The 24,921-nt window shown below is 36.4% G+C and carries 26 protein-coding genes; 10 read left to right on the forward strand and 16 right to left on the reverse strand.

All coding sequences use genetic code 11. The annotated features are described in order from the left end of the window. Positions 1-11 precede the first annotated feature (11 nt). From srlA to HCB38_RS01715, 4 genes are all read right to left on the reverse strand, one after another. Positions 12-533, reverse strand: a complete 522-nt coding sequence (srlA, locus tag HCB38_RS01700) for a PTS glucitol/sorbitol transporter subunit IIC (protein WP_185318051.1) — start codon at positions 531-533, stop codon at positions 12-14. A gap of 25 nt (positions 534-558) precedes the next feature. Beyond that, the gene (locus HCB38_RS01705) at positions 559-939 is read right to left on the reverse strand and encodes a transcriptional regulator GutM (RefSeq protein ID WP_185318052.1); all 381 of its coding nucleotides are present in this window, start codon (positions 937-939) and stop codon (positions 559-561) included. A 54-nt stretch (positions 940-993) separates the two neighbouring features. Next, positions 994-2,244: an NAD(P)H-dependent oxidoreductase gene (locus tag HCB38_RS01710; RefSeq protein ID WP_185637370.1), complete on the reverse strand. Its 1,251-nt coding sequence runs from the start codon at positions 2,242-2,244 to the stop codon at positions 994-996. Between the two features lie 256 nt (positions 2,245-2,500). Then, complete coding sequence (locus HCB38_RS01715) at positions 2,501-3,448, reverse strand: sugar-binding transcriptional regulator (protein ID WP_185608090.1); 948 nt, start codon at positions 3,446-3,448, stop codon at positions 2,501-2,503. 362 nt (positions 3,449-3,810) lie between these two features. On the opposite strand from HCB38_RS01715, the gene HCB38_RS01720 reads away from it, so the two are divergent. From HCB38_RS01720 to HCB38_RS01740, 5 genes are all read left to right on the forward strand, one after another. Beyond that, positions 3,811-4,464: a cyclic nucleotide-binding domain-containing protein gene (locus HCB38_RS01720; protein ID WP_185637372.1), complete on the forward strand. Its 654-nt coding sequence runs from the start codon at positions 3,811-3,813 to the stop codon at positions 4,462-4,464. 29 nt (positions 4,465-4,493) lie between these two features. Beyond that, the gene (locus HCB38_RS01725) at positions 4,494-6,569 is read left to right on the forward strand and encodes a LapB repeat-containing protein (RefSeq protein WP_185318056.1); all 2,076 of its coding nucleotides are present in this window, start codon (positions 4,494-4,496) and stop codon (positions 6,567-6,569) included. Positions 6,570-6,588: 19 nt separating this feature from the next. Continuing rightward, on the forward strand, positions 6,589-6,882 hold the full coding sequence (locus HCB38_RS01730; protein WP_185318057.1) for an LPXTG cell wall anchor domain-containing protein: 294 nt from the start codon (positions 6,589-6,591) through the stop codon (positions 6,880-6,882). Positions 6,883-6,926: 44 nt separating this feature from the next. Continuing rightward, positions 6,927-7,769 carry a WxL domain-containing protein gene (locus HCB38_RS01735; RefSeq protein WP_185318058.1) on the forward strand — a complete coding sequence of 281 codons (843 nt, stop codon included), beginning with the start codon at positions 6,927-6,929 and terminating at the stop codon, positions 7,767-7,769. A gap of 76 nt (positions 7,770-7,845) precedes the next feature. Beyond that, complete coding sequence (locus HCB38_RS01740; RefSeq protein WP_185637374.1) at positions 7,846-8,877, forward strand: WxLIP family cell surface protein; 1,032 nt, start codon at positions 7,846-7,848, stop codon at positions 8,875-8,877. 52 nt (positions 8,878-8,929) lie between these two features. Here HCB38_RS01740 and cbpA read toward each other — a convergent pair whose 3' ends face one another. Then, a complete protein-coding gene (gene cbpA / locus HCB38_RS01745; protein ID WP_185637376.1) occupies positions 8,930-9,565 on the reverse strand; it encodes a cyclic di-AMP binding protein CbpA in 636 nt (211 codons plus the stop codon). A 209-nt stretch (positions 9,566-9,774) separates the two neighbouring features. Between cbpA and HCB38_RS01750 the strand changes: the two genes are divergently transcribed. The 4 genes from HCB38_RS01750 to HCB38_RS01765 all read left to right on the forward strand — a co-directional run bounded on the left by HCB38_RS01750 (position 9,775) and on the right by HCB38_RS01765 (position 14,057). After that, positions 9,775-10,956, forward strand: coding sequence for an iron-containing alcohol dehydrogenase (locus tag HCB38_RS01750; protein WP_185618697.1), 1,182 nt, complete (start codon positions 9,775-9,777; stop codon positions 10,954-10,956). A 52-nt stretch (positions 10,957-11,008) separates the two neighbouring features. Next, complete coding sequence (locus tag HCB38_RS01755) at positions 11,009-12,526, forward strand: peptide MFS transporter (RefSeq protein ID WP_185318062.1); 1,518 nt, start codon at positions 11,009-11,011, stop codon at positions 12,524-12,526. Positions 12,527-12,653: 127 nt separating this feature from the next. Beyond that, positions 12,654-13,361, forward strand: a complete 708-nt coding sequence (locus tag HCB38_RS01760) for a histidine phosphatase family protein (protein ID WP_185318063.1) — start codon at positions 12,654-12,656, stop codon at positions 13,359-13,361. Further along, positions 13,362-14,057 carry a histidine phosphatase family protein gene (locus tag HCB38_RS01765; protein WP_185618695.1) on the forward strand — a complete coding sequence of 232 codons (696 nt, stop codon included), beginning with the start codon at positions 13,362-13,364 and terminating at the stop codon, positions 14,055-14,057. It begins immediately after the preceding gene. Between the two features lie 42 nt (positions 14,058-14,099). Here HCB38_RS01765 and HCB38_RS01770 read toward each other — a convergent pair whose 3' ends face one another. Further along, positions 14,100-15,140 (reverse strand): lactonase family protein, encoded by a 1,041-nt coding sequence (locus HCB38_RS01770; protein ID WP_185637378.1) that lies wholly within the window; start codon positions 15,138-15,140, stop codon positions 14,100-14,102. A gap of 394 nt (positions 15,141-15,534) precedes the next feature. On the opposite strand from HCB38_RS01770, the gene HCB38_RS01775 reads away from it, so the two are divergent. After that, entirely contained in the window at positions 15,535-16,440 is a 906-nt protein-coding gene (locus tag HCB38_RS01775; protein ID WP_185318066.1) for a magnesium transporter CorA family protein, read from the forward strand. Between the two features lie 44 nt (positions 16,441-16,484). Here HCB38_RS01775 and gdhA read toward each other — a convergent pair whose 3' ends face one another. The 10 genes from gdhA to HCB38_RS01825 form a co-directional block, all read right to left on the reverse strand. After that, positions 16,485-17,861 carry an NADP-specific glutamate dehydrogenase gene (gdhA, locus tag HCB38_RS01780; protein WP_185618689.1) on the reverse strand — a complete coding sequence of 459 codons (1,377 nt, stop codon included), beginning with the start codon at positions 17,859-17,861 and terminating at the stop codon, positions 16,485-16,487. A 532-nt stretch (positions 17,862-18,393) separates the two neighbouring features. Beyond that, positions 18,394-18,705 carry a phosphoribosyl-ATP diphosphatase gene (hisE, locus tag HCB38_RS01785; protein ID WP_185318068.1) on the reverse strand — a complete coding sequence of 104 codons (312 nt, stop codon included), beginning with the start codon at positions 18,703-18,705 and terminating at the stop codon, positions 18,394-18,396. Beyond that, positions 18,706-19,023, reverse strand: coding sequence for a phosphoribosyl-AMP cyclohydrolase (hisI, locus tag HCB38_RS01790; protein ID WP_185318069.1), 318 nt, complete (start codon positions 19,021-19,023; stop codon positions 18,706-18,708). Further along, the gene (gene hisF / locus HCB38_RS01795) at positions 19,020-19,775 is read right to left on the reverse strand and encodes an imidazole glycerol phosphate synthase subunit HisF (RefSeq protein WP_185608093.1); all 756 of its coding nucleotides are present in this window, start codon (positions 19,773-19,775) and stop codon (positions 19,020-19,022) included. Before hisF ends, hisI begins: the two co-directional genes overlap by 4 nt. After that, positions 19,765-20,487 (reverse strand): 1-(5-phosphoribosyl)-5-[(5-phosphoribosylamino)methylideneamino]imidazole-4-carboxamide isomerase, encoded by a 723-nt coding sequence (hisA, locus tag HCB38_RS01800; RefSeq protein WP_185318071.1) that lies wholly within the window; start codon positions 20,485-20,487, stop codon positions 19,765-19,767. The genes hisF and hisA overlap by 11 nt, the downstream gene beginning before the upstream one ends. After that, on the reverse strand, positions 20,466-21,092 hold the full coding sequence (gene hisH, locus HCB38_RS01805; RefSeq protein WP_185318072.1) for an imidazole glycerol phosphate synthase subunit HisH: 627 nt from the start codon (positions 21,090-21,092) through the stop codon (positions 20,466-20,468). The genes hisA and hisH overlap by 22 nt, the downstream gene beginning before the upstream one ends. Continuing rightward, complete coding sequence (gene hisB / locus HCB38_RS01810; RefSeq protein ID WP_185637380.1) at positions 21,093-21,677, reverse strand: imidazoleglycerol-phosphate dehydratase HisB; 585 nt, start codon at positions 21,675-21,677, stop codon at positions 21,093-21,095. Then, positions 21,678-22,961, reverse strand: a complete 1,284-nt coding sequence (gene hisD / locus HCB38_RS01815; RefSeq protein ID WP_185637381.1) for a histidinol dehydrogenase — start codon at positions 22,959-22,961, stop codon at positions 21,678-21,680. After that, complete coding sequence (hisG, locus tag HCB38_RS01820) at positions 22,958-23,599, reverse strand: ATP phosphoribosyltransferase (RefSeq protein ID WP_185637382.1); 642 nt, start codon at positions 23,597-23,599, stop codon at positions 22,958-22,960. Before hisG ends, hisD begins: the two co-directional genes overlap by 4 nt. After that, the gene (locus HCB38_RS01825) at positions 23,599-24,777 is read right to left on the reverse strand and encodes an ATP phosphoribosyltransferase regulatory subunit (protein ID WP_185318076.1); all 1,179 of its coding nucleotides are present in this window, start codon (positions 24,775-24,777) and stop codon (positions 23,599-23,601) included. Before HCB38_RS01825 ends, hisG begins: the two co-directional genes overlap by 1 nt. Between the last annotated feature and the right edge of the window lie 144 nt (positions 24,778-24,921).

Below are 24,921 nucleotides of genomic sequence, written 5' to 3' on the forward strand. Positions count from 1 at the left end.
CTCCTTCTATATCAGACTTTTTCTTTTCGCATTAAGAATTTTGTAATTGTTTCTGTAATCACACCACGCATTAAAATAACGACGATGCCAGCTAGGAAGTAACGAACAGCAAGGCTTGACATGCTATATCCAGCTTCGACCACACCGTTAGCAATACCTAGGTAAACGAATAATTCACCAGCATTTGCATACGGAAATAATCCTGTAACTGGGTGCAAAAATGATACCACAGAGTCATAAAAAGCTGGTTTCTGATGCTCTTTAACAAATCGACCGAATGTATAAGCCATAGGATTCGTTAACATCAAGACGGATAAAATGGGCATTAAGGTATAACGCAAAATCATATTCTTGGCTGAAAATTGGATTGCTCGGTTGACTCGCTCTTCCCCGATAAAGGCGATAATCGAGTAAGTAAAGGTTAATAGGACAATTAAAAGAGGGACAATTCCTGTCATAAAACTTACAAACTGTTTGCCACCAGCCTCAAATAGACCGATAAAGTTTGTTCCAAACCATTCAATATAATTCACTAGGAAACACTCCTTTTTTAGTTATTTAAAGCGCTTTCATACAACTGTTGACAGTTTTAATAATGGCTTTTTCTTGAATTGTATTCTTATTTTTACTACTGAGTTCCATTAATATTTCGGATAATTCCTTATGATGGTAGTTGGTGAACGTTTTGAACTGTGCAAAAATTGTCTTACCGGTTAAAATTTGGCATTCATGAACAATATGGTTTTCATTTACGACTAAGATGGCTACAGCACTCGTACGAAATTTTAGTCGTTCCATTTCAGAATAAAGATGATAACCGATTTTTCCAGCATATTTGTTCGCAACTTTGTTCATATGATGTTGATAATACCTGACTTGGAAAAAGCCAAGACACGTCTGAGCAATGAAAATGAGGGAAGCAATAAGGACAATATTCATTTACTTTTCCTCCTTAGAGGGTGGGAAGAGATTCGCCTTCCCACCAAGTTGAATTTATTTACTAAATGTTTCATCCTGCAGTTTTCTAAGTTTCCAAACAGTAGTAGATTCATCTAATGAAACGTCTTCGTCAGTAATAAATGTGCCAGCTTTGATATTTCTGCGGGCTACCACATCACCGCTGATTAAACCGATTGGAATGTGACCATTCGTTGCCATATCGACGTGAGTCTCCAATACACCTCGTACACAGAAACCACCAATTCCATCTAATTTTTCTCCGGCAACCATGTCTTTTTTAGCAACTGCAACTGTTTCGGAAACTGGTGCTCCCATTGGAACGATAGCATGATCGTGGTTCAACACAGCTTTTGCAATGGTTAAAGGTGTTTCAAGGCTAGCTAGGTGATAGGGACGATAAAGAATGTGATGATCGCGGTCACCTTTTTTCATGAGGTAACTAAGTTCGTGACTAACGCCTTCATTTTGTCCTTTTACGATAACGAAGACACCCGGTGCTAAGCCATCTACATATTCTACAACGCCGAATTTATTTAAAATACCACCTTGATCTTTTAAGTTTAGGTCTTTGATGACCGAATCAACGTCACCTGAAATACCATGCATTCCAACAACGTCTGGGACATAACCGATAGCATTAGAAAGCAAATTCATTTCTGCCATTGTTTTTGTACCATCTTGGAAAGCAGCTAGCATGTGAGAGGCCATATTTTTCCCATCGGCTTCGACTTGACAGCTATCAGGGTTGGCGCTAATTTTAAGTTTATTATTTTTCCCTTTACCAGCGACGAGGACTTCCATACCCATGGATTTGGAAAATTCGTAAAGTTCAGTTATTGCGGCAGGTTCATCACCATCAGAGCCAGTATAAACGAGGCCAGCACTATCATATAATTTTTTCATTAGCGGCCCAATAGTGATATCAATTTCTACATTAAGTAAAACGAGTTGTTTTTTAGCAAGTAAGGTTTCCAGGGAAATTTTTGCGCCGACTTCTGGAACGCCAGTGGCATCAACAATTACCTCTACCAGATTAGAATGGATAATTTCTTTAAAATCATTGGATAGTAGAATTTTTTCTTTTTTTGTAGCGGTGGCGTTATATGCGTCCGCTGCTTTTTGTGCTGCTTCTACATGAATGTCGCTAATACCAACAACAGTCATACCCGGAATAGCGGCGATTTGCGAAATCATACCGAATCCCATTTGACCAGCGCCGATAACACCAACGCGAATCGGATTATTTTCGTTCTCACGAGCAAGTAACTGTCTATATAAAGTCATTTCAAGTTCCTCCTAGTAATCGTTTTCATTTATTAAAATAAAACTCCGGATAAAGCTATTTTATCCAATAAATGAATTTGGTGACATTTGTCACCCATTGTGACAAATGTCGTATTTCACAAATTAAATATAACACTTTAATATTTTTTCGTCAATGAAATATTGGATTTTTTTAGTTTAAAATAAATAAAAAAAGCCCAATCCATTGTCGGAGAGTGCTTTTGAGATTGTGTGTTTTTCACGGATGAAATCTTACTTAATCGTTTTTTTGAAGGATATATTCGGCCATTCTATCAGTAATCACAATCACATCTATCAATCCAGCATTGAGTGCTGAAACAAGGGCGTCTTTTTTTTGTAGTCCATTTGCTAAAGCGACGACTGTTGGAATTTTTTTAAGTTCTTCTAAGCTGAGTCCAATCACATGTGTATTTATTTGTGTATTTGCTTCCTCCCCATTTGCCGTGAAAAAACGTGAATTAATATCACCAACCACATCTTTATAACGTAGTTCTTCAATATCTTCAGGTGTGATGTAACCAATTTCTTCCATTGTACTTTGGTTGTAGGGACTGGATACACCAACAATAGCCATATCAACAGTTTTACCTTCTTTAAGGACTTCGTTAATATATTTATTTTTAGATAAATCCACTTTCATTTCTGTATCTTCTACAAGGGCAGGTGCATATAAATATTTACTATGACACTGCATTTTTTTCTTTAAATCGTAGCAAATTTGGTTGGAGTGGAGGTCGATATCGCTTGATCCCATGCCTCCGATTAGCGGAATAATCGTTAAATCTTTATGAGGGATATACGGGAATTCATTGGCGAATTTACGAATTGTTTTCCCCCATGAAATCCCGAGGGTATTCACTTTGGCAATTCTTTTACTTAGTGTGTAAGCTGCTTCTTTGGCGAGGAAATTTAGCGCCTCTTCCTCAGACATATCATGTGTTGCCACGACAATTGCTTCCTCTAAACCAAATTTTTCTTCTAACTTTTGTTCTAAGTCCACCGTATAATAAGTTTCGTCTTTAATAAAAATTTCAACAATACCTAAGTCTTTTGCGCGTTGCAAAGTTTTAGAAATAATAGATCTAGATATCCCGATTTTTTTGGCGATTTGTGCTTGGGTCCAACCATAGTGATAATACCAAGTAGCGATTTTCACCATATCTCTTTTTTCTTCCCATTTCATCTTTATTACCTCCATCCTACTTTATATTGGAACAAAAGTTACCATCTATCACAAATGTTTTATGATAATAGTATCATAGAATGAACCTTCTGGAAAGGTATCAGAGGTATATAGAGCACTTTTATAAGAGAAAATAAATTGAAAAATGATTTTTGCTAATTTGTGACAAAATAACAAACAATTTTATTTTGGGATTTACGAGGAAATTTGCAACCATTCTTTATAATTTTTGAATGAAAAGTTTGTTATTTGTTCTCTCTGGAGAAACAACATCAATTCACGCATGGTAGTATAAGTTTAGTTCTTGACAAGCTAAACAATGAGCTGCTTAAAAGCTCATTTTAGAAGAGGAGTGGATTTTAATGGAAGAATTATATACATATAAAGAATTTATCAAAATGATGCAAAAATATGGTATCAAACATCAAAAACGTAAATTAAAACGTGATGAAAATGTAATGACCAATTCTTCAAATCCGAACAGTGCCATTTTATTAATAAAGGGTTATATTAGCAGTTATACTTGTGAGTCGCCTGAAAAACTGTTATCTATTTTTGAACCGGGTATATTTTTAAGTTATTCCATTTTAGAAAATTCACCACCAATAGTAACGAATATCGCTCTTTCAGAAGAATGTATAGTATATGAGTACAAAAAAGAGGATATAGAATACGCATTATCACTCTTTCCAGAAAACTTTGGCTTTCAATATTTCTTTTTAAAAATGATTGGGCGTCATTTATACTATAGGACTTTACTTAATGGTAAAGAGCATCAAGAAAAACTATATTATGCGATAAAGTACTTAGGAATGCTCATTGGCGAAAAGGATGAAAAAGGTAATGTTTTATTACCACCAGAAATTACAATTAAAATCTTAATTGAATATAGTACCTTATCAAAGGCAGCTTTTTACAGACAACGTATTCGCTTAATAGAACAAGAAATTTTGAAGCCACACAAAAAAACTTTCTTAGTCCAAAAAAAGGTAGCAAAACATTATGAAAACAGTTAACTAGCATTTAAAAAGGAGACCTTAAAATAATGAAAATAAATTGGAAGATGGTTCTGGTTTTTGTTTTAATTTTAGCGCTCATTGTACCTGTCTACTCGAAAGCTACGGAGACGGAAAAAAGTATATTGCCGCAACAAACAGCGGAATCGGTAATAGAGGAAGCTTCAGAAAAAAAAGAAGTGACACCAGAGTCACTGAAAAAAGAAGAAAATGAACCGAAAAAAACACTAATTGAACCGAAAAAACTGAAAGCCAACTCCTTATCAATTCCTGCAAATAGTACGATAGCAGATTTATTCCCAGATCCAGAACTGGCAGAATCAGTAGCACGACACCTCAATTTTCAGACCACTTATAAAAATGATTGGGTAGTTAGCGATGTTGTTACTGAAGCGGATTTGAATAATATTTCTTCTATTGCTGATGAGTCGACAGTAATTATTAAAAATATCGAAGGCATACAATATCTATCTAACTTAAAAAGCTTAAGGATTATATCTAACGAATCTTTACAAGGGATGTCAGCTTTTTTAAAAGCACCAAATGGTTTTCAAAAACTGGACAGCTTAAGTATTTTAAAAGGAGGGATTTCTGATATTTCGCCGATTTTAAAAATGAATGCACCTATGTTAAAGCAACTAAATCTAGCGAAAAATAATATCACTGATTTATCTCAATTTGCAAGTATCCCTGATGCGCTTCCTCGATTACAGGAACTAATGCTTGACTATAATGATATTTCAAATGTTTCACCATTGGCAGAATTTTCTAGTACTGAACTAAAGTGGCTTCATTTAAATAATAATAATATTGCTGATTTATCAAGCCTTAAAAATACATCTATGCTGAATCTAGTGGAAATAACTTGTGAAAATCAAAAAATTTATTTAGAAGCAAAGGAACTATCTGCCAAATATGATTTTACTATAAAGGCAGAAGAGGCTATAGGTACAACCAAATCAATCCCAATGTCTCGCTTTAACCCAGCTGCGACAATTGACTCTACAAACTCCATGATTACTTGGGCACAAGAAGTAGTAAAATTAAAACCGTTTATACCTTTAAAAGAAGGTGGCATTAAAGAGGGTGTTTCTTATGGATGGGAAGAAGTTACACCTATTAATGATAATGGCGGTCAGTTGATGTATTCAGGATATTTTTACCAACCATTAGAATATATAGTAGCTCCGAAGATTATATCATATGAAAAACAGCTTATTTATGATATAGATACACCGCTAACAGAAGAACAATTGTTACAAGATGCAAAAGTTGTAACAGATAAACCAGCGAAAATTACAACTAATTTTAAGGAAAAAATACCGAGTTCAAAAAATCCTACTAATTATGTAGTTACAATCGAAGCTTCTAATATAGATGGAGAAGACTCGGTGAATGTGAATGTCATATTTCAACCAAAGCCACCTATTATAACTGCAGATGAAGAATATACTTATTTAGTCGGTGAAAGTATTGATGCTAATCAATTTAGGCTAGATGTTAATGCAAATTTGACTGGGGTTGGTTCGCTTGTGGATGATTTTGACTCAGTAGTAGATTTAAAAAAAGTTGGAGATTATGTTGTAACGCTATCATCTCCAGGCAATCCACCATATTCTCAAACGGCTATCCCTGTAACTGTAGTAGTTCACGTTAGAGAAAGTCTAGAACTGCAAATTCCTAGTGATTTTCGGATGGATATTGATACAAATATTGATTCGGTTCCAATTTCAAATGAAAAACAAACATTGAAATGCTATCAAGTAGGAGAACAAGTGGAGTTAAAGGTAATAGATAGAAGAAAGTCGAAGCAAGGTTGGACGATAACAGGTTCAATGACAACATTTACAAATGGCAGTGGAGACATTATTCAAAGTTCACTAAAGTATCAAAGTAACTTACCTGCGAGTAGTCCGGTTTACTTAAATAATACAAACCAGCCAATTGAGCAAAAACAAGCAACAACTACAGAATCAGGTTTTGTTTCTACTATTTTCGACTTAGAAGATAGATTAACAATAGAAATCCAACCTAATGATGCTTTAGTGAATGATGCTTATGAATCTAAGGTTACATGGACTTTAGAAGATGCACCTAGACCTTAATCAAAAGGAGCTATTTGATTTGAAAAAAATAGGATTCATTATAATTTGTAGTTTATTCTTAAGCATAACCCCATTTTATGTAGAAGTAAAAGCAATGGATAAAGCGACTAGTAAAGCAGGAGTTGTAATCAAGAAAGACCCTCATAAAGGTAAAAGTGGAACAGATGATAAAACAGGCACTTTTCCTACGAAAATCCCCCAAAGGCTTCCAAAAACTGGAGGTTCAAGTGATTTCACTCTTGTTTTTCTAGGGATTGGCCTAATTTTATTTATAGGTAAAAAACACTTTAAGGGGGTGAGGAAAGAGAGTTAATTGTTTGGCAAGGCAAAAAAAGATAACAGAAAGAGGAGAATAATATGATTAGTAGAACAGTAAAAGTAACAACAGCAAGTTTATTAGCGTTAGGATTGATTGTGGCACCAGTACTTTCTAGTGATAGTGCTTCAGCAACTACATCCGTAACACATGATTCAAAAGGGACTGTGAAATTTGATAAAAGCTTAACGCCAGATCCAGATCCGGTAAATCCAGATCCGGTTGATCCAGACCCGATTATTCCAGATCCAACTGTTCCTCCAGTAGGTACTGATGGTCTTTGGATTTTATCAGTATCTGATTGGGATTTTGGCTCTCATGATGTATCAAAATTATCTAAAGGTGCAATAACCGCGCATGCAAAAGATGAAACGATTAATACTTATGTAGATACTAATGGAAATGGTACACAAGATTTACCAGGAGAAGTTTCTGTTACTAAAGATGTAACTCCTTACGCCCAAATTAGTGACGTTCGTGGTTCGAATAATGGATGGACGCTTTCTGTAACAGGTAGTGAGTTCAAAGATTCTTCCACGCCTGCTAAAAAAATTGCTGGTGCTGAATTAACTATTCCAAAATCTACTGTCAGTACGAGAGATTCTACTGCCCAAGCTCCAACTGGGTATGATAATGTAACAATTTCCATGACTGGCGGGGCAGCAGTTCCTGTAATGGCAGCTAAAGATAAACAAACAGCTACACCAACTAACTTTAACGATGATGAAGGAATGGGGACATGGACGGATAGCTTTGGTTCCGCACAAATATCAGCAACGGAAACAACTAAACCAAAATTAACTATTCCTAAAAATGTGGCAGTAGCGGAAGGAACATACCAAAGTACATTAACTTGGACCTTAAGCGATACACCAGCAATCTAATAATTTATAAGGGAAAACTTCATTTTTTGATGTTGTTTTCTCTTTTTACATTAAGTAATTAGGAGGAAAAAGAGATTTGAAAAAAATATGGACTCTCATCTTTGTTTGCATACTTGCTATTCTTTGTTTTCCAGTCCAGCAAGTAGATGCAGCAGAAAGTAATAATTTTTCTGTAAAAGCAGTTCTCCCTGATAATCAGGCGTCTAGTGTGACTTATTTCGATTTACAAATGGAACCGAAGCAGAAGCAAAAACTAGATGTGGAAATTACCAATCAAAGTAAAGAAAAAACGACTATTAATTGCGTTGCCAACACGGCTATTACCAATGAGATGGGATATGTGGATTACTCGATACCGAAAACGAAACCGGACGAAACGCTTAAATATCCGTTTGCATATATAACAGAAGAGAGTGACTCTGAAGTTTCACTAGAACCAAATGAGACTAAAATTTGGTCAGTAACTGTTCAGATGCCTGAAGAAAGCTATGATGGAATTATTTTAGGCGGGTTACATTTTAAAGAAAAGACTAAAGAAAAAACAGAGAAAGAAACAAAGCAAGAAAAAGAAGTTCAAATTAAAAATGAATATGCCTATGTAATTGGTGTGAAATTAACCGAAAAAACGACTGTAGTGAAGCCAGAACTAGTATTAAATCAAATTAAAGCAGGAAGTAGGAACTACCGAAATGTAGTCGAAATAAACTTGCAAAATACAAAAGCGACCTTAGTTGGTGGACTGGCCGTGGATGCCAAAATATATAAAAAAGGTAGCGAAAAAGTTTTACATGAATCAAAGCGCACAGACCTATCAATGGCGCCAAATTCCAATTTTAATTATAGCGTGGATTGGAAAAATCAAGAATTAAAACCAGGAAAGTATAAATTACATTTAGTTGCTAAAAATAAAGACGACAAATGGGAGTGGACGAGAGATTTTACTATATCATCAGATGAGGCGAAAAAAGCTAATAAAAAAGCATTAGGACTAGAGAAAGATTACACATGGATGTATATTGTAGGCGGATTGCTACTTTTCATTCTAATCATTATCGCAACTTACTTTGTTGGAAAAAGGGCAGCAAAGAAAAAAGATGATGAAAAATAAATTTGTATAAAAAAACTTGAAAACGAGATGAAAAGTCGTTTTCAAGCTTTTTTTATTTTTTAATTTTCTCTGTCTCTACAACACGAAGACCTTTACGTTCTAAATGAGTGATGATTTCGTTTTTCTTATCTTCGGTTACTCCAACTGGCAAGGAAACAAGTACGCGACGAATGAAATCTTCTGTTTGGTTATCGAGTGTAATCAAACTCGCGATGCTCGAATAACGGTCGATGATTTTAGTGATTTTAGTTAAGGCGCCTTGTACTTCACCGGTTGCAATCGTAAGTACATAACTAGTAGTTTTTACGTTCCAGCCGTCTTGAAGAAGACCAAGTAGCTTACCATGCGTCAAAATACCATAGAAATTACCTTGTTCGTTTAAAACAGCGATATATGGTAGTTCTTTAATTGTAAAGAATACTTCAAAGAAAGATGCATTCAAACAAATGTGTTTTGTTGCATTTTTGATTAAGCTCATTACAGGATCGCTCAGGCTTCCACCATTTGCTGCATGTTTGTAAATATGCATTTTATAAATATTACCTAGGAACTTTTCGCCTTTTTCATCTAGTACAGGAACACAGCGATAACCAGATTCTTCTAGTAAATTGATAGCCTCTTGTAAAGTAGCATCTCCAGGAACGGTTGTTAAATTTATTTTAGGGATACAAAGGTTTTTTATCAACATGTTATTCACTCCATTCTTTTTCTATTTCATTTTAACTTAAAGTAGGTCTTTTGTATAGAAAATCACTATTATCAGGGACGATTATTCGGAATAAAAGCGATTATTTACATATATAAATGGAAACTTTTGTGTAAAGGTTTAATTTTTCTTGAAAAAGTGTATTATTAACTATGCTATGTAATTTTGTAAACAGAAAGAAGGACGTTAACATGCAAAAAGAAATGTTGAATTTTGATTATTATAATCCTACGCATATTATCTTTGGTAAAAATCGTTTAGCAGAATTAAATGAAGTGATTCCTCAAGATAAAAAAGTATTGATTTTGTACGGGGGCGGAAGTGTAGAGCGTTTTGGCACATTAGATAAAGTAAAAGCAGCTCTTAAATCACGAGAAGTTGGCGAATTTGGTGGTATTGAAGCGAATCCCACATACGAAACATTAATTAAAGCTATCCAACTAGTTAAAGAAGAAAATTATGACTTTTTACTTGCGGTCGGTGGTGGCTCAGTGATAGACGGAACAAAATTCGTTGCAGCTGGAGCATTATTCGACGGCGAGCCAATGGATATTTTTGGTAGCGGTATTGGTGAAAAACGGCCTATCACAAAGGCACTTCCTTTTGGGACCGTTTTAACCCTCCCAGCAACTGGTTCTGAAATGAATAGTGGTGGAGTAATCACTTTTGTTGAAAAGAAAGCAAAACTTGGCTTTGGTAGTGCTTATACTTACCCGGTTTTCTCTTTACTTGATCCAGAACTTACATATACACTACCAAAACGTCAATTAGCGAATGGGATTATGGATGCTTATGTGCATGTAATGGAACAATATATGACTTATCCAGTGGGTGCATTACTACAAGACCGTTATGCTGAAAGTTTACTACAAACATTAATTGAAATTGGTCCAGATGTTATCAAGGAAGATAATCATGATTATAATACACGTGCTACTTTCATGTGGTCTGCAACAAATGCACTTAATGGGACGTTATCCAGAGGTGTTCCGCAAGACTGGGCGAGCCACAGTTTAGGCCATGAAATCACTGCACTTTATGGGATTGATCATGCACGAACATTAGCAATTGTACTACCTTCTCTTTTAAATGTACGTCGTAATGAAAAACATGATAAATTAGTGCAATATGCTGAACGTGTATGGGGAATCACGAGTGGAAGTAATGAAGAGAAAATAGATCTAGCCATTCTTAAGACCCGTGAGTTTTTTGAAAGTTTAGGGGCAGGGACTAGATTTAGTGATTATGGGCTAGGTGAAGAAGTGGTGGATGTACTTGTAGACCAATTAGAACGTCATGGTTTAACAAATATTTCAGAACGTGGCAATCAAACATTAGAAGTATCTCGTCAAATTTATACGAATGCTTTATAACAATAAATGAAACTTTTCGTAACTAGCATAAACTGCATTTACTTAATTTTATATGAAAAGAGATGAAAGAGGGCGAATTTTCTTGAGTACAGAGAATGCATCAAAGGAAAAAACATTTTTTGGGCATCCGCGTGGACTCGCTACCCTATTTAATACAGAATTCTGGGAGCGATTTTCTTACTATGGGATGCGAGCAATACTTATCTATTATATGTATGATTCGGTTGCAAAAGGTGGGCTAGGATTTGACCAAGCTACCGCTACCGCAATTATGTCTATCTATGGATCGCTTGTTTTTATGTCAGGTGTTATAGGCGGTTGGTTTGCGGACCGAGTTCTTGGGCCACGACAGACAATTTTTTATGGTGGCGTATTAATTATGGTAGGGCATATTGTTCTTGCCCTTCCTAATGGTGGAGCAACGGCTCTATTTGTTTCAATGGCATTTATTATCTTAGGAACTGGTTTGCTTAAACCAAATGTTTCCAGTGTAGTTGGTGACTTATATCCAGTGGGAGATAATCGCCGTGATGCTGGTTTTAGTATTTTCTACATGGGGATTAACTTAGGTGCTTTTATTGCCCCACCAATCGTTTCCACTGTATCTGATAGGGCTGGAAGTTTCCACGCTGGTTTCGGTGTAGCGGCAATTGGTATGGCAGTTGCACTAATTGTTTATGTTCTTACAGGAAAACGTTACTTAAAAGAAGCAGGCAAAAAAGTTCCAAATCCGCTTCAAAAAGCAGAAGCAAAAAGTCTTACATTCAAAATCATTGGTATTGTTTTAGGTATAGGATTATTAATTGCTATTTTAACTCTGATTACAGGTAGTTTGACAATTAATACAATTATCCTTGCTGTAACGGTGATGGGCGTTGGCGTTCCACTTGCTTACTTTATTATGATGATGACAAGTAAAAAGACAGAGGCAGATGAAAAATCACGATTAACTGCATACATACCGTTATTTTTAATCGCAGTTCTTTTTTGGATGATTGAAGAACAAGGCTCATCAACATTGGCCCTTTTTGCGGCAGAAAGAACAGATTTATCTATTTTGGGAATTAACCTAAACCCGGCTAATTTTCAGTCACTTAATCCAGTTTTTGTGATTACTTTATCGCCAATTTTTGCTTGGATTTGGACAAAACTTGGTGACAGACAACCTTCTACACCCCGAAAATTTGCTTTAGGTTTATTCTTTGCTGGTTTATCATTTGTTGTAATGATGCTTCCTGGTATTTTACATGGAAATACGACAACACTTGTAAGTCCACTTTGGCTAGTATTAAGTTTCTTCATATGTATTTTTGGTGAAATGTTTATCTCACCAGTAGGATTATCTGCAACAACAAAACTAGCTCCAAAAGCTTTTGCATCCCAAACAATGAGCCTGTGGTTCTTGTCAGATGCGATGGGCCAAGCATTTAATGCGCAAGTAACACAATTCTTTAATGCCGACACAGAAATTGCTTATTTCGGAATCACTGGTTTTGTAGCAATTGCCTTTGCAATAGCATTATTCATTTTCGCACCATTTTTGAAAAAATACATGAAGGGTGTTCATTAAAAGAATTAAACGCACTTTCTCCTTAATTGGAGGAAGTGTTTTTTGTATAGAGAATTAATTAGTTTGCCATTAACTCTTAAGATTGCTACTATTAAAGGGAGAAGTGATAATTTAAAGGAGTGTATACATGGAATCTTCAAGTAGGGTAGTTATTTATTTAACGCGACATGGAAAGACGATTTTAAACACACTTGATCGGGTACAGGGTTGGGCTGACTCACCGCTCACTGAAGAGGGAGCACTTGTTGCCCATGATTTAGGACGTGGTTTAAAAGGGACTCATTTTGTAGGCGCTTACGCAAGTGATCGTGGACGTGCAATCGAAACAGCTCGAATTGTGATGAAAGAAAGTAACAATCATCATTTAAAACTCGAAAAATTAGCTGAAATGCGTGAGTTTGGTTTCGGTAAATTTGAAGGTGAATATAACCAAACTGTGTTAAAAATGGTTGCGAAGGCTCACGGTTTTGAGTCAATTGAAAACTATTATGATAAAACTTCTGAAAACAATTCTAATATCGTCATTGATACAGTGCATAAAATGGATGAAACCGGTATGACAGAAAACTCGACTATTTTTGAAAAACGATTGACTACTGGATTGAATGCAATTCTTCGGGATGCGCAAACTCGCGGGGGTGGAGATGTACTAGTCGTTGCGCACGGTATGGTGATTCACCGCATTATTGAAATGATTGATGCAAGTAAAAACTTAAGAACCATCGAAAATGCTAGTGTGACAAAAGTTATTTTTGAAGATGGTGTTTTTTCGATTGAAGAACCTGGAAATATGTTTTATGTAGAGGCTGGAAAAAAAGCGCAAGGAGGAGTTTAAGTGGGAGCAGAAAAACTTAATGTGTATTTAGTTAGGCATGGTAAGACAATGTTTAATACATATCGTCGTGTGCAAGGTTGGTCAGATACACCATTAACAAATGAAGGAATAGAAGTGGCCGAATTTTTAGGTCGCGGGCTAAGGGAAATTCCTTTTGATGCTGTTTATACAAGTGACCGCGGTCGAACGATTGAAACTGCTGGAATTGTTTTACGAGAAAGTAAGCAAACACATTTAGAAATCAATGAGTTGCGTGATTTTCGTGAATTTGGTTTTGGTAAGTTTGAAGGAGAATATGAAGATGTGATGTTCGGAAAAGTAATCGAGCACCTTGGTTTTCAGTCTGTGGAGGAAGCTTTTGAAAAATTCGGCTACGATGGCTATCAAATCATTTCAGAAACAGTTGAAAAAATTGATGAGACCGGAATGTCCGAAAAATGGAATTCCATGGTAACTCGCTTGAAAAATGCTTTGGAAACAGTTGCTAAAGAAAATCAATCTGAAAATGCAAATGTATTAGTTGTTTCTCATGGGATGGCGATTAATACCATTATTTCTTTCTTTGATATAACGCAAATTAATCCAGAATTAGCAAATGCGAGTGTTACAAGACTTGGATTTGAAAATGGTGAATGGACGATTGAAGCAGTTAATGATTTAAGCTATATTGAAGCAGGAAAGCTAGTCTTAGCATAAAAAAATCCAGAGTGGCGAAATACACTACTCTGGATTTTTAAATTATTTTACGAATTTAATACAAACTGGTTCTGGAACTTTTACATCTTTTTGAAGTAAAGTAAGAGCACCAGTTTCTTTATTAACACCAAAAACAGTAACGTTATTGCTGTTTTCGTTCGTTGCAACTAAAATGTCGCCAGTGTAATTAAGGTCAAAGTCACGAGGACCAACGCCTTCTACTGGAGTTGTTGCTACAAGTGTTAAAGTACCGTTTTCTGCAACAGCATAGCTAACGATAGCATCTTGGCCACGGTTAGAAACATAGAGGAAACGACCATCTGGAGAAATGTGAATTGCGCTACCTTTATTTTCTTTATCAAATCCTTCTGGAAGAGAAGCGATTGTTTGGATAACGTTTAATTTACCAGTTGCGTTATCATATTCAGCAAAAATAACTTCGGAATTTAATTCAGTCATGATATATACATATTTAGCGTTTGGATGGAAGACAAGGTTACGAGGACCGCTCCCAGGTTTTACATCTAATTCAGTTACTTTTTCAAGTTTACCAGAATGAGAGGAGTAAGTAGTTACTTTGTCTGTTCCAAGGTCACATGTAATAACGTATTTTTGGTCTGGAGTAAATCCGGCAAAGTGTGCATGAGGTTTTTCTTGACGTTCGTGAACACTTTTACCAGTATGTTGAATCGTTGCAACAGAAGGTTTTAAAGCACCGTTTTCTGTTGGGTAACTTACGATTGTACCTAGGTGATAGTTAGCAGAAACAACGATAGAACCATCTTCTGAAGCATCTACATAACATGGTGGATTACCTGTTTGAACATCTTGATTAATGAAAGCAAGCGAGCCATCTTCTTCAATTGAAAAAGCTGCAACTCCACCTTTATCGCCATCTTTTGCTACAGAGTAGACGAATTTTTCGTCATCTGAAATTTTAAGATATGTTGGGTTATCCATTTTTCCAGCTAATTTATTTTCTTTAATTTCACCAGTAGTTTTATCGATTACTAGGCGATAGATGCCTTGGCTTTCGACTTTGGTGTATGTACCAATATAAGCAGTTGCTTCATTATTTGACATGCCAATTCCTCCTATATATAAGATATTTCCTAATCAATTATAGCATAGTGAAGAAAAGATAGAAAAACATCATGTTTATTGCATTTTTATTACATTTCATAAAGTTAACTATATATTAGACTTTTATGAAATGTTTTTGTAACAAAAGTATTGACTCGGAAATAAAAGTAATGTAAGATATACTTATCCCATAGAGATTGTCATTTGAAATGAATTAATTAAAAATAAATCACTTCCCCCATAGAAATGTTTTTAATTACTTTTTTCAAATAAACACTCCTTTAAGATGGTTGTAGCACAGAATTTCCCAGGTTCTGTGCTATAATTATGTATGAATAGAGGTGCCTAGAAAAGGTGCTCTTTTTTTATGTCATCTAGGAAAGTGGGGAAATGAATGTCTATTCAAACAATTTTTGGGAATAAAAAATACAATTGGGTTAACATTGATACGGATAAGGCTGGTAAGCTAGAAAATATTTATACTACCTATAACATTGATGAGGAAGTCATTGCTTATTCTTTAGATAGAAACGAACGAGCTCATTTTGAATACGACCAGAAAACGGATACTTTTGTGGTGGTATTTAATGTACCTGACCAGAGAAAAATTGATAATCATTATGAAACAATTCCAATGGTTTACATTATTAAAGATAAACAGTTGCTAACTATTACAAATAAAAACAACCAATATATTGTAAAAAAAATGAATAAATACTTAAAAGAGAATGAAGATGTGACTATTTTACAATTTTTATTTAGTAGTTTGTACCTTGTTATGGATTCGTTTTTCCCGTATGTAGAAGAGATGGATATTGATCGCAAAACAATTAATGATAAGCTGAAAATTAAAACGACGAAGAAAAATTTACTTTCTTTATCTGATTTAGAAACAGGAATCGTGTACTTTTTATCAGCTTCTAAACAAAACGCTGCTTTATTAGAGCAAATGAAAACACATGTAATCTTTCGAACGTTAAATGAAGTGGAAAAAGAGCAGTTTGAGGATGCATTAATTGAAGCTAGACAACTGGTTGAAATGACAGAACTTAGCTCGCAAATATTACAGCAACTGTCGGGTACGTATAATAACATCTTAAATAATAATTTGAATGATACGATGAAAATACTTACGGCGTTGTCTATCTTGCTTACAGTGCCAACGATTATCACTGGTTTTTTTGGAATGAATATGCCACTTCCATTAGAACATAATGCATTTGGATGGATTGTTGCTATTTTTATTAGCGTTTTACTGTGGTTTGGACTTTCTTTTATATTACGAAAATTGATGAGATAACGTAAAAAAACCCTGCTTTCAGTGTGAAAGCAGGGTTTTTCTATTTAAATAATTCCGTGAGCAATCATTGTATCTGCAACTTTTAGGAAACCTGCAATATTGGAACCGACAACTAAATTACCAGTTGCGCCGTATTCGCTTGCAGCATTGCTTGAGTTTTTATAAATGTCTTTCATAATGTTTTGTAAGTGTTCATCTACTGATTGGAAAGTCCAGCTCATGCGCGTGCTGTTTTGAGCCATTTCGAGTGCTGACACGGCAACTCCACCGGCATTGGCTGCTTTTGCTGGGCCAAATAATACTTTGTTTTCGTGATAAATGTCAACCGCTTCAAGCGTAGATGGCATATTTGCACCTTCTGCAACTGCGATTACACCGTTTTTCACGAGTGCACGAGCTTGGTCGGCATTTATTTCATTTTGAGTAGCGCATGGAAGTGCAATATCACATGGAACAGACCACACATCGCCGCCTGCATAATATTCAGCAGATGGATGAAGTACTACATATTCACTGATACGCTTACGCTCTACTTCTTTTAATTGTTTTACAGTTTCTACTTTAATACCTTCTTTATCATAAACAAAACCAGCAGAGTCACTACATGCAACTACTTTAGCCCCGAGTTCATGGGCTTTTTCAATTGCATAAATGGCTACATTACCAGATCCGGAAACGACAATTTTTTTACCGCGAATAGATTCACCAGCTGCTTCTAACATTTCAACCGTGAAATAAACAAGACCGTAACCAGTTGCTTCTGTACGTGCTAGACTACCACCATAAGATAGCCCTTTACCAGTTATAGTACCAGCATCATAAGCTCCGCGAAGACGTTTGTATTGTCCAAATAAGTAGCCGATTTCTCGTCCACCCACGCCGATATCACCAGCTGGAACATCAGTATCTGGGCCGATATGTTTTTGTAATTCTGTCATAAAGCTTTGGCAAAAACGCATTACTTCAGCATCTGATTTATTTTTTGGATTAAAATCAGAGCCACCTTTACCGCCACCAATTGGTAAACCAGTGAGGGAATTTTTGAAGATTTGTTCAAAACCAAGGAATTTAATAATGCTTCCTGTAACAGAAGGATGGAAACGAAGCCCACCTTTATACGGACCAATTGCGCTATTGAATTGAACCCGATAACCGCGATTTACGTGTACTGTGCCAGAATCATCCACCCATGGAACTCGGAAACTAATTAGGCGTTCGGGTTCTGTTAACTGTTCTAAAATACCATTTGCTTCGTATTTAGGTTCTTTTGCAAGGGCTGGGATAACAGAGTTTAAGAATTCTTCAACTGCTTGGTGGAATTCCGTTTCGCCAGGATTCCGTTGTTTAATTGTTTCAAACACACGGGCTGCGTATTCTTCGGCTGCCTTTGTGTCGTTTTGAATAGTGGATGTTTGTGCCATACTATAATCGCTCCTTGTTTAAATATTTTGACTATAAGGAAAAGTAGAAAACTTAATGCAAATACGCACGATGTTATAAAGTAGAAAAACAACGGCTTTCGTGCGTCAAGTAGGTCAACTTTTCTTACCTATGTTGTTAGTTTACACATTGTTGAGAATATTTTCAAGCATAAAAACCAATTTTTCTGAAATTTTTTAAAATCAAGTCAATGAGAACGTTTGCTTAAGTTAATAATGGAAAATGATGACAAAACAATCTTTTTTGAAACGATTTCTTAACTGCCAAGCGATGTAATAAAAAATAACCGCACCAGGGGGATGCGGTTAAAGGGAGTATTAGGGAGTAGTAATATTAGAGCGAGTCAAGGGATAAGACTAAATTCGGATACTAGAATTATTGCTCTAACATTACATGCTTTCTTTTGGGAAAAATAAAAGCTCTCCACATAAACAAGTATATAAAATATGCTCTTTAAAATCATGTGCTTTTTCTTACAATAACATTCTTTAAGGTGACGAAAATGTCATGTTTTTATAAATCGTTAATTTCTTTACGATCACTTGTTATGCTTAACTTTCCTTCACGGTTTTGTAGTTCTTTTTTTATATGCTCCAATGGAATATTTTTTTCAGCTAAAAGAACAAGTAAGTGGTAAGTTAAGTCTGCAACTTCTGAAATGAGCTCATGATCATTATTTTTAGCAGCAATAACAACTTCGGTAGTTTCTTCGCCAACTTTTTTTAAAATTTTATCTAACCCTTTTTCGAAAAGGTAGTTGGTGTAGGAACCTTCTTTTGGTTGGTTTTTGCGAAGTTTGATTTCTTCATATAAGTTACTAAGCATTTAAGATTCCTCCTTTATAAGGTTGAAAAAGCAGCTTTTTTTACCAGTATGACATGCTGGACCGGTTTGAATAACGCGAATAAGCAAAGTATCATTATCGCAGTCAGTCCAAATTTTTCTTACTTTTTGAGTATGTCCACTTGTCTCGCCTTTATTCCAAAGTTGATTTCTAGAGCGTGAAAAAAACCAAGTATAGCCAGTTTCAAGCGTCTTTTGATAGCTTTCTTGATTCATATAGGCGAGCATTAAAACTTCTCCGTTCTGATCATCTAAAATAATTGTTGGGACTAAACCTTTAGAAAAATCAACAATATTCATGGGCGAATGTTCACTCCTTTTTCACGTAAAGTAGTTTTGACATTTTGGATACTAAGTTCACCGTAATGGAAAATACTAGCAGCGAGAGCGGCGGTTGCGCTTGTTTTTTCGAAAACTTCTACCATATGGCTCGCACTACCGCATCCTCCTGAAGCAATAACTGGGACGGAGACGGCTTCGGAGATTGCTTTTGTGAGTGGGATATCGTAACCGTTTTTCGTGCCATCACCGTCCATACTTGTTAGTAGAAGTTCACCAGCGCCAAGTTGAGTCGCTTTTTTTGCCCATTCAATAGCATCTAATTTCGTATCATCTCGTCCGCCTCTAGTAAAAACACTCCAATTTGTGCCGTTCCATTTAGCATCAATTGCGACTACAATACACTGGTTTCCAAATTTACTAGCACCTTCTTGGATAAGGTCGGGCCTTTTTATTGCAGCAGAATTAAGAGATATTTTGTCTGCTCCAGCTTGAAGTAAGTCTTTCATATCTTTCACGCTATTTATACCGCCACCGACTGTCAGTGGAATAAAAACTTGCTCTGCTGTCCGTTCGACAACATCTATCATCGTTTGACGCAGTTCAACGGTTGCCGTAATATCTAGGAAAACAAGTTCATCGGCTCCTGCTTCATTATAAGCTTTGGCAATTTCTACTGGATCGCCTACATCGGTCAATGAAACAAAATTCACTCCTTTAACAACACGTCCAGCTGTAACATCAAGACAAGGTATGATTCGTTTAGTAAGCAAGTTGCTCCACCTCAACTATATCTGACATCGAAATATTTCCATTATAAAGAGCTTTTCCAGCAATTGCTCCGTATAAACCAAGTTCGGCAATTGCTTCTAAATCGTTACGGCTACTAACTCCACCAGAAGCGATTAAATTTACCGTAACGTGGTTTTGAAGAGCAATCATCTGCTCTAAGTTAGGACCTGTTAACGTACCATCGCGACCAATGTCTGTATAAATAATTGTTTTGACATTCATCGCCTCCATTTCTTTGGCTAAATCTAAATAGCTTACTTTGCTAATATCTAACCAACCACTCGTTGCAACAAAGCCATTTTTTGCGTCAATTCCAGCAACGATTTTAGTTCCGTATTTTTGTATTGCCGCGTGTAAAAAGCTTGGATCTGTTAGTGCTGCTGATCCGATAATAACGCGGTCAATACCAGACTCAAGATAGTAATCAACTTGAGCCATACTTCGAATACCACCGCCAACTTGAACAGGAATTTTCGCTACTTTTTTCATTTGTTGGATAATTTCTAGATTAACAGGGCGACCTTCTAATGCACCGTCTAGGTCAACAATATGCAAATAGGTTGCACCGCTTTTAGCAAATGATTTTGCTTGCTCAATCGGATCTTCATTTACAATCGTTTTTTTTGAAAAATCACCTTGAAAAAGTCGAACGCATTGTCCATTTTTTAAATCTATTGCTGGGAAGATTTGCATGATTCAGTGACCTCCTTAAATCCTTTTAAAATTTCAAGTCCGATTTGACCACTTTTTTCTGGGTGGAATTGCGCACCATAAATATTGCCTTTATTTATCATGCTTGGGACTTCAATAGAATAGTCGCTCGTTGCGATGATGAATTCTTTTGGGCAATTTGCATAGTAGGAATGGACGTAATAGACATATTCACCACCAAGTTTTCTAGTGAGCGGAGTGGTGCGTCTTATTTCAAGTTGATTCCAGCCCATGTGGGGAACGGTAAATCCAGGTTCGGCTGGTAGTTTTTCGACATGCCCGGGAATGAGACCAAGCCCTTTAGTAAAATGATGTTCATCGCTTGATTCAAGTAGAAGTTGCATACCAAGACAAACACCGAGCATCGGTTTACCAGTTGCTGCTATTTCCCTTAACGTCATATCAAGTCCACGCTGACTGAGTTCTTGCATCGCTTCTGGAAAAGCTCCGACTCCTGGTAAAATAGCGCCGTCAGCTTGTAAAATTTCTTCGTGAGTACTAGAAATTTTATTTGGCAGTCCAATAAAATCAAGTGCTTTGCTGAGGCTCTTCGTGTTTCCTGTATCATAATCAATAATAACAATCATTTACAGGACTCCTTTAGTAGAATTTACACCTTTGATTTCAGGGTTTATGGTGATTGCTTCGCGAAGAGCACGACCAAATGCTTTAAAAAGTGCTTCAATTTTATGATGCGTATTTTTACCATAAAGGACACGAAGGTGAAGGTTCATTTCTGAGTTGAAGGCGACTGCTTGGAAAAATTCTTCTACTAATTCCGTATCAAAATCGCCAAGCTTTGGATTTGTTAATTCGGCGTCAAATACAAGATAGGAACGACCGCTTAAATCAAGTGCGCAAAATCCCAGTGATTCGTCCATTGGCACATACGCTGAGCCGTAACGGTTAATACTAGCTTTATCAGAAAGTGCTTCTTTTAAACAAATACCGAGTGTAATGCCGACGTCTTCAACTGTATGATGTGCATCAATATATGTATCGCCCTCTGCTTTTACATTTAAAGTAATTCGGCAATGTTTCGCAAATAACGTTAGCATATGATCTAAAAAGCCGACACCAGTTGATATAGTAGATTCTGCTTGTGAATCTAAATTAAGTGACAGTTCAATAGAAGTTTCTCCAGTAATCCTTGTTTTACTTGCTGTTCTCATTTAGTTTTCCTCCTCAAATCGAATTTGAATGGCTTTGGCATGTGCGTTTAGGCCTTCATTGTTAGCAAGAAGTACGATAGCATCTTTTTCTTTTGCAAGAGCTTCTTTCGTATAAGTAATAAAGGCAGAACGTTTCGTAAAATCTTCTACGCCAAGTGGAGAGAAGAATTTGGCGGTTCCACTTGTTGGTAAGACATGGTTCGGTCCAGCAAAATAATCTCCAAGTGGCTCAGATGCATAGTTTCCTAAGAAAATAGAGCCAGCATTTTTAATTTGATAAAGATAGTTCATAGGATTTTCAAGTTGTACTTCTAGATGTTCGGGGGCGATTTCGTTCATGATGTTAAACATTTCTGTAGTGTTCTCTGCAATAATAATTTTTCCGTTTGTTTCAATAGCTTCTTGTGCAATTGCTTTTCGAGGTAGGTTTTCTAATTGTTTGTATAGTTCTTTTTTTGTTTGTTGTGCGACTTTTTCATTTGTAGTAATTAAAATAGCACGGGCTAATGTATCGTGCTCTGCTTGTGAGAGTAAGTCAGCTGCAATGAAAGCGGGATTGCCTTTTTCATCTGCGAGCACAACAATTTCAGATGGACCGGCAATCATATCAATATCTACTACGCCAAAAACTTCACGTTTAGCAGTAGCGACATAAATATTTCCAGGACCGACAATTTTGTCAACTTTAGGAATGGTTTCTGTTCCATAAGCAAGAGCAGCGATTCCGTGCGCACCGCCAACTTGGTAAATTTCGTCTACGCCTGCTAGATTTGCGGCTGCTAAAACATGTGGATTAACACCATTTTCGCCAGGGGGTGTAATCATCACAATCCGTTTTACACCAGCAATTTTGGCAGGGAGGACATTCATTAAAACAGAGGATGGATAGGCTGCTGTACCGCCCGGAACATACACGCCGACTGTTTCTAGTGGGCGAATGATTTGCCCGCGTATGACACCGTCTTTTTCACTATCTAGGAAAGCTGATTGTTTTTGCTTGTTATGAAAGCTTTCTATGTTTGCTTTTGCTTGCTTAAGAGCTTCTAAGAAGGCGGGATCGACTTTGTTGTTGGCTATTTGGAAGTCGCTGTTTGGGACGCGCAACTCATTTAATTCAATACCATCGAACTTTGCCGTATAGTCGAACAGGGCTCGGTCACCAGAGTTTTTTACTTCTTCAATAATTGCTTTTACTTCGCTTACGATTTGGTTTGAGGTATTACTTGAATTTTCAGCACTCAGTTCTTTTAATATAGCCTCCGTTGTTCCGGTTAAAAATTTCATCGCGGGTGCTCCTCCTTTATCGTTTGTTCTAATTGATCAATTAATTGGAAAATTTGTGTTTTATTCTGTTTTAAGGAAGCCTTATTAACAATCAGTCGGGCGGAGATAGGGTACATTTTTTCATAAATAATTAAGCCATTTTCTTTTAAAGTGGAGCCGGTTTCGACAATATCAATGATAGCGTCAGCAAGTCCAAGTACAGGTGCAATTTCAACCGAGCCTTCAATTTTGATAATTTCTACATCTTCGCCTTTTTCACGAAAAAATTTGGAGGCTACGGCTGGATATTTGGTAGCAATAATTTTTCGGCGATAGCTCCTTGGGTCAAAATCGGGCGTGGAAGCAAGGCAGAATTGGCATTTACCGATTTCAAGGTCAAGCATTTCATAATGGGATTTGGAGGCTTCCATTAAAACGTCTTTACCAACGATGCCAATATCCGCAACACCGTGTTTTACATAGGTCATGACATCAACAGCTTTTACTAAAATAAAAGAAATTGGTTGGGTGCTACTATGGAAAATCAGTTTACGCTTTTTATCTGTCATAGAAGAACAATCAAGACCAGCTTTTTCTAAAAGAGCGACCGCGTCTTTCTCAAGGCGACCTTTCGTTAAGGCGATTTTTAAAGCTTTCATTATTCCGCCTCCTTATGAAAAATAGTTTGGATACTATGGCGCGCAACGTGAACAACAGTTGGAATTTGCCATTTTTTTGCGAAAGAGATGGCATTTGTTGGAGTTTCAAAAAAACTTAATTCACTGTTCGGTGTTTCTTGCATGAGTTTTTCTGCTTGTTGGATTGCATCTAGGTCGTAGTGGATTAAAAGCGTTGTTGGAGTTTGTTTTTTGATGATACCAGCGCGGTTTTGTAGGGTCGTGAGGGAGTCGAGATTAAGAGCTAAACCAACTGCTGGAGAGGAAGAGCTGGTGAATTGTTCTAGTAAGTGATCGTAACGACCGCCACTTAAAAAATTATCCGCAGCAAGGTCGGCATATCCTCTAAAAATAATACCAGTATAATAATGAAAATCTTGTACGAGTCCTAAATCGACACTAATATCTGCTGCGTAAGAAACAGCGCCCACGATAGTTTCCATTTCAGTTAGTGCCGTCAAAATTCCTTTATCAGTTGTTAAATTTTTAGCTTGCTTTAAAATAATTGTCGCTGGGCCGAATAAGCGTGGTAAGGCGAGAATAAAATCATCGAGCGTACTTGGATTCTCGGTAACAAATTGTCGAATGCCAGTAAGGCTTTTATTTTGAATTAGTAGACGGAAATCCGTTTCAGTAGTTTCAGGTAGATTTAAAAGATGGATTACACGCCTATAAATTGCTGCATGACCAAGTTCAATTTGAAAATTCGGAATTTCTAGAGCATTTAAAACCCCAATTCCACTTAATATACATTCCACTTCTGCTTTAATGGAAGGGTAGCCAATAATTTCAATTCCGGCTTGTGTTTGTTCGTTTTGTTCACCGCCAAAGTCTTCATTTGCACGAAAGATTTTTCCGCTATAAGAAAGTTTTAGAGGGAGCGTCACACCAGTTGTACTAACGACTCGACCAATTGGAAGGGTCATGTCTGGCCGAAGCACTGTCAAGCGACCTTTTTCATCAAAGAAACGGTACAAATTTGTATCGGTCTGATGTTCAGAAGAAAAGACATCTCCAAATTCGATAACAGGTGTTTCAATACGCTTAAATCCACGGTTTGCAAAATAATAATTCACTTGTTGCTCAATTTTGTATGCAGCTTGTGCTTCACGAAAGAGTTTATCACGTGTTCCAGTTGGTAAGTTCTTATTTAAGTTCATCTGGCTAGCTCCTTTACAATATTTTAGTTTATTAGCATATTAGCACGTTAAAGCGTTTTTGTAAATGATGAATAGAAAAATAGTGGCTTATGGTATAATTAGTGTATCATTTAGTGTAATTTGGGAAAAGAATTTTGAAAGAGG

Source organism: Listeria farberi, from assembly GCF_014229295.1.
Taxonomy (GTDB): domain Bacteria; phylum Bacillota; class Bacilli; order Lactobacillales; family Listeriaceae; genus Listeria; species Listeria farberi.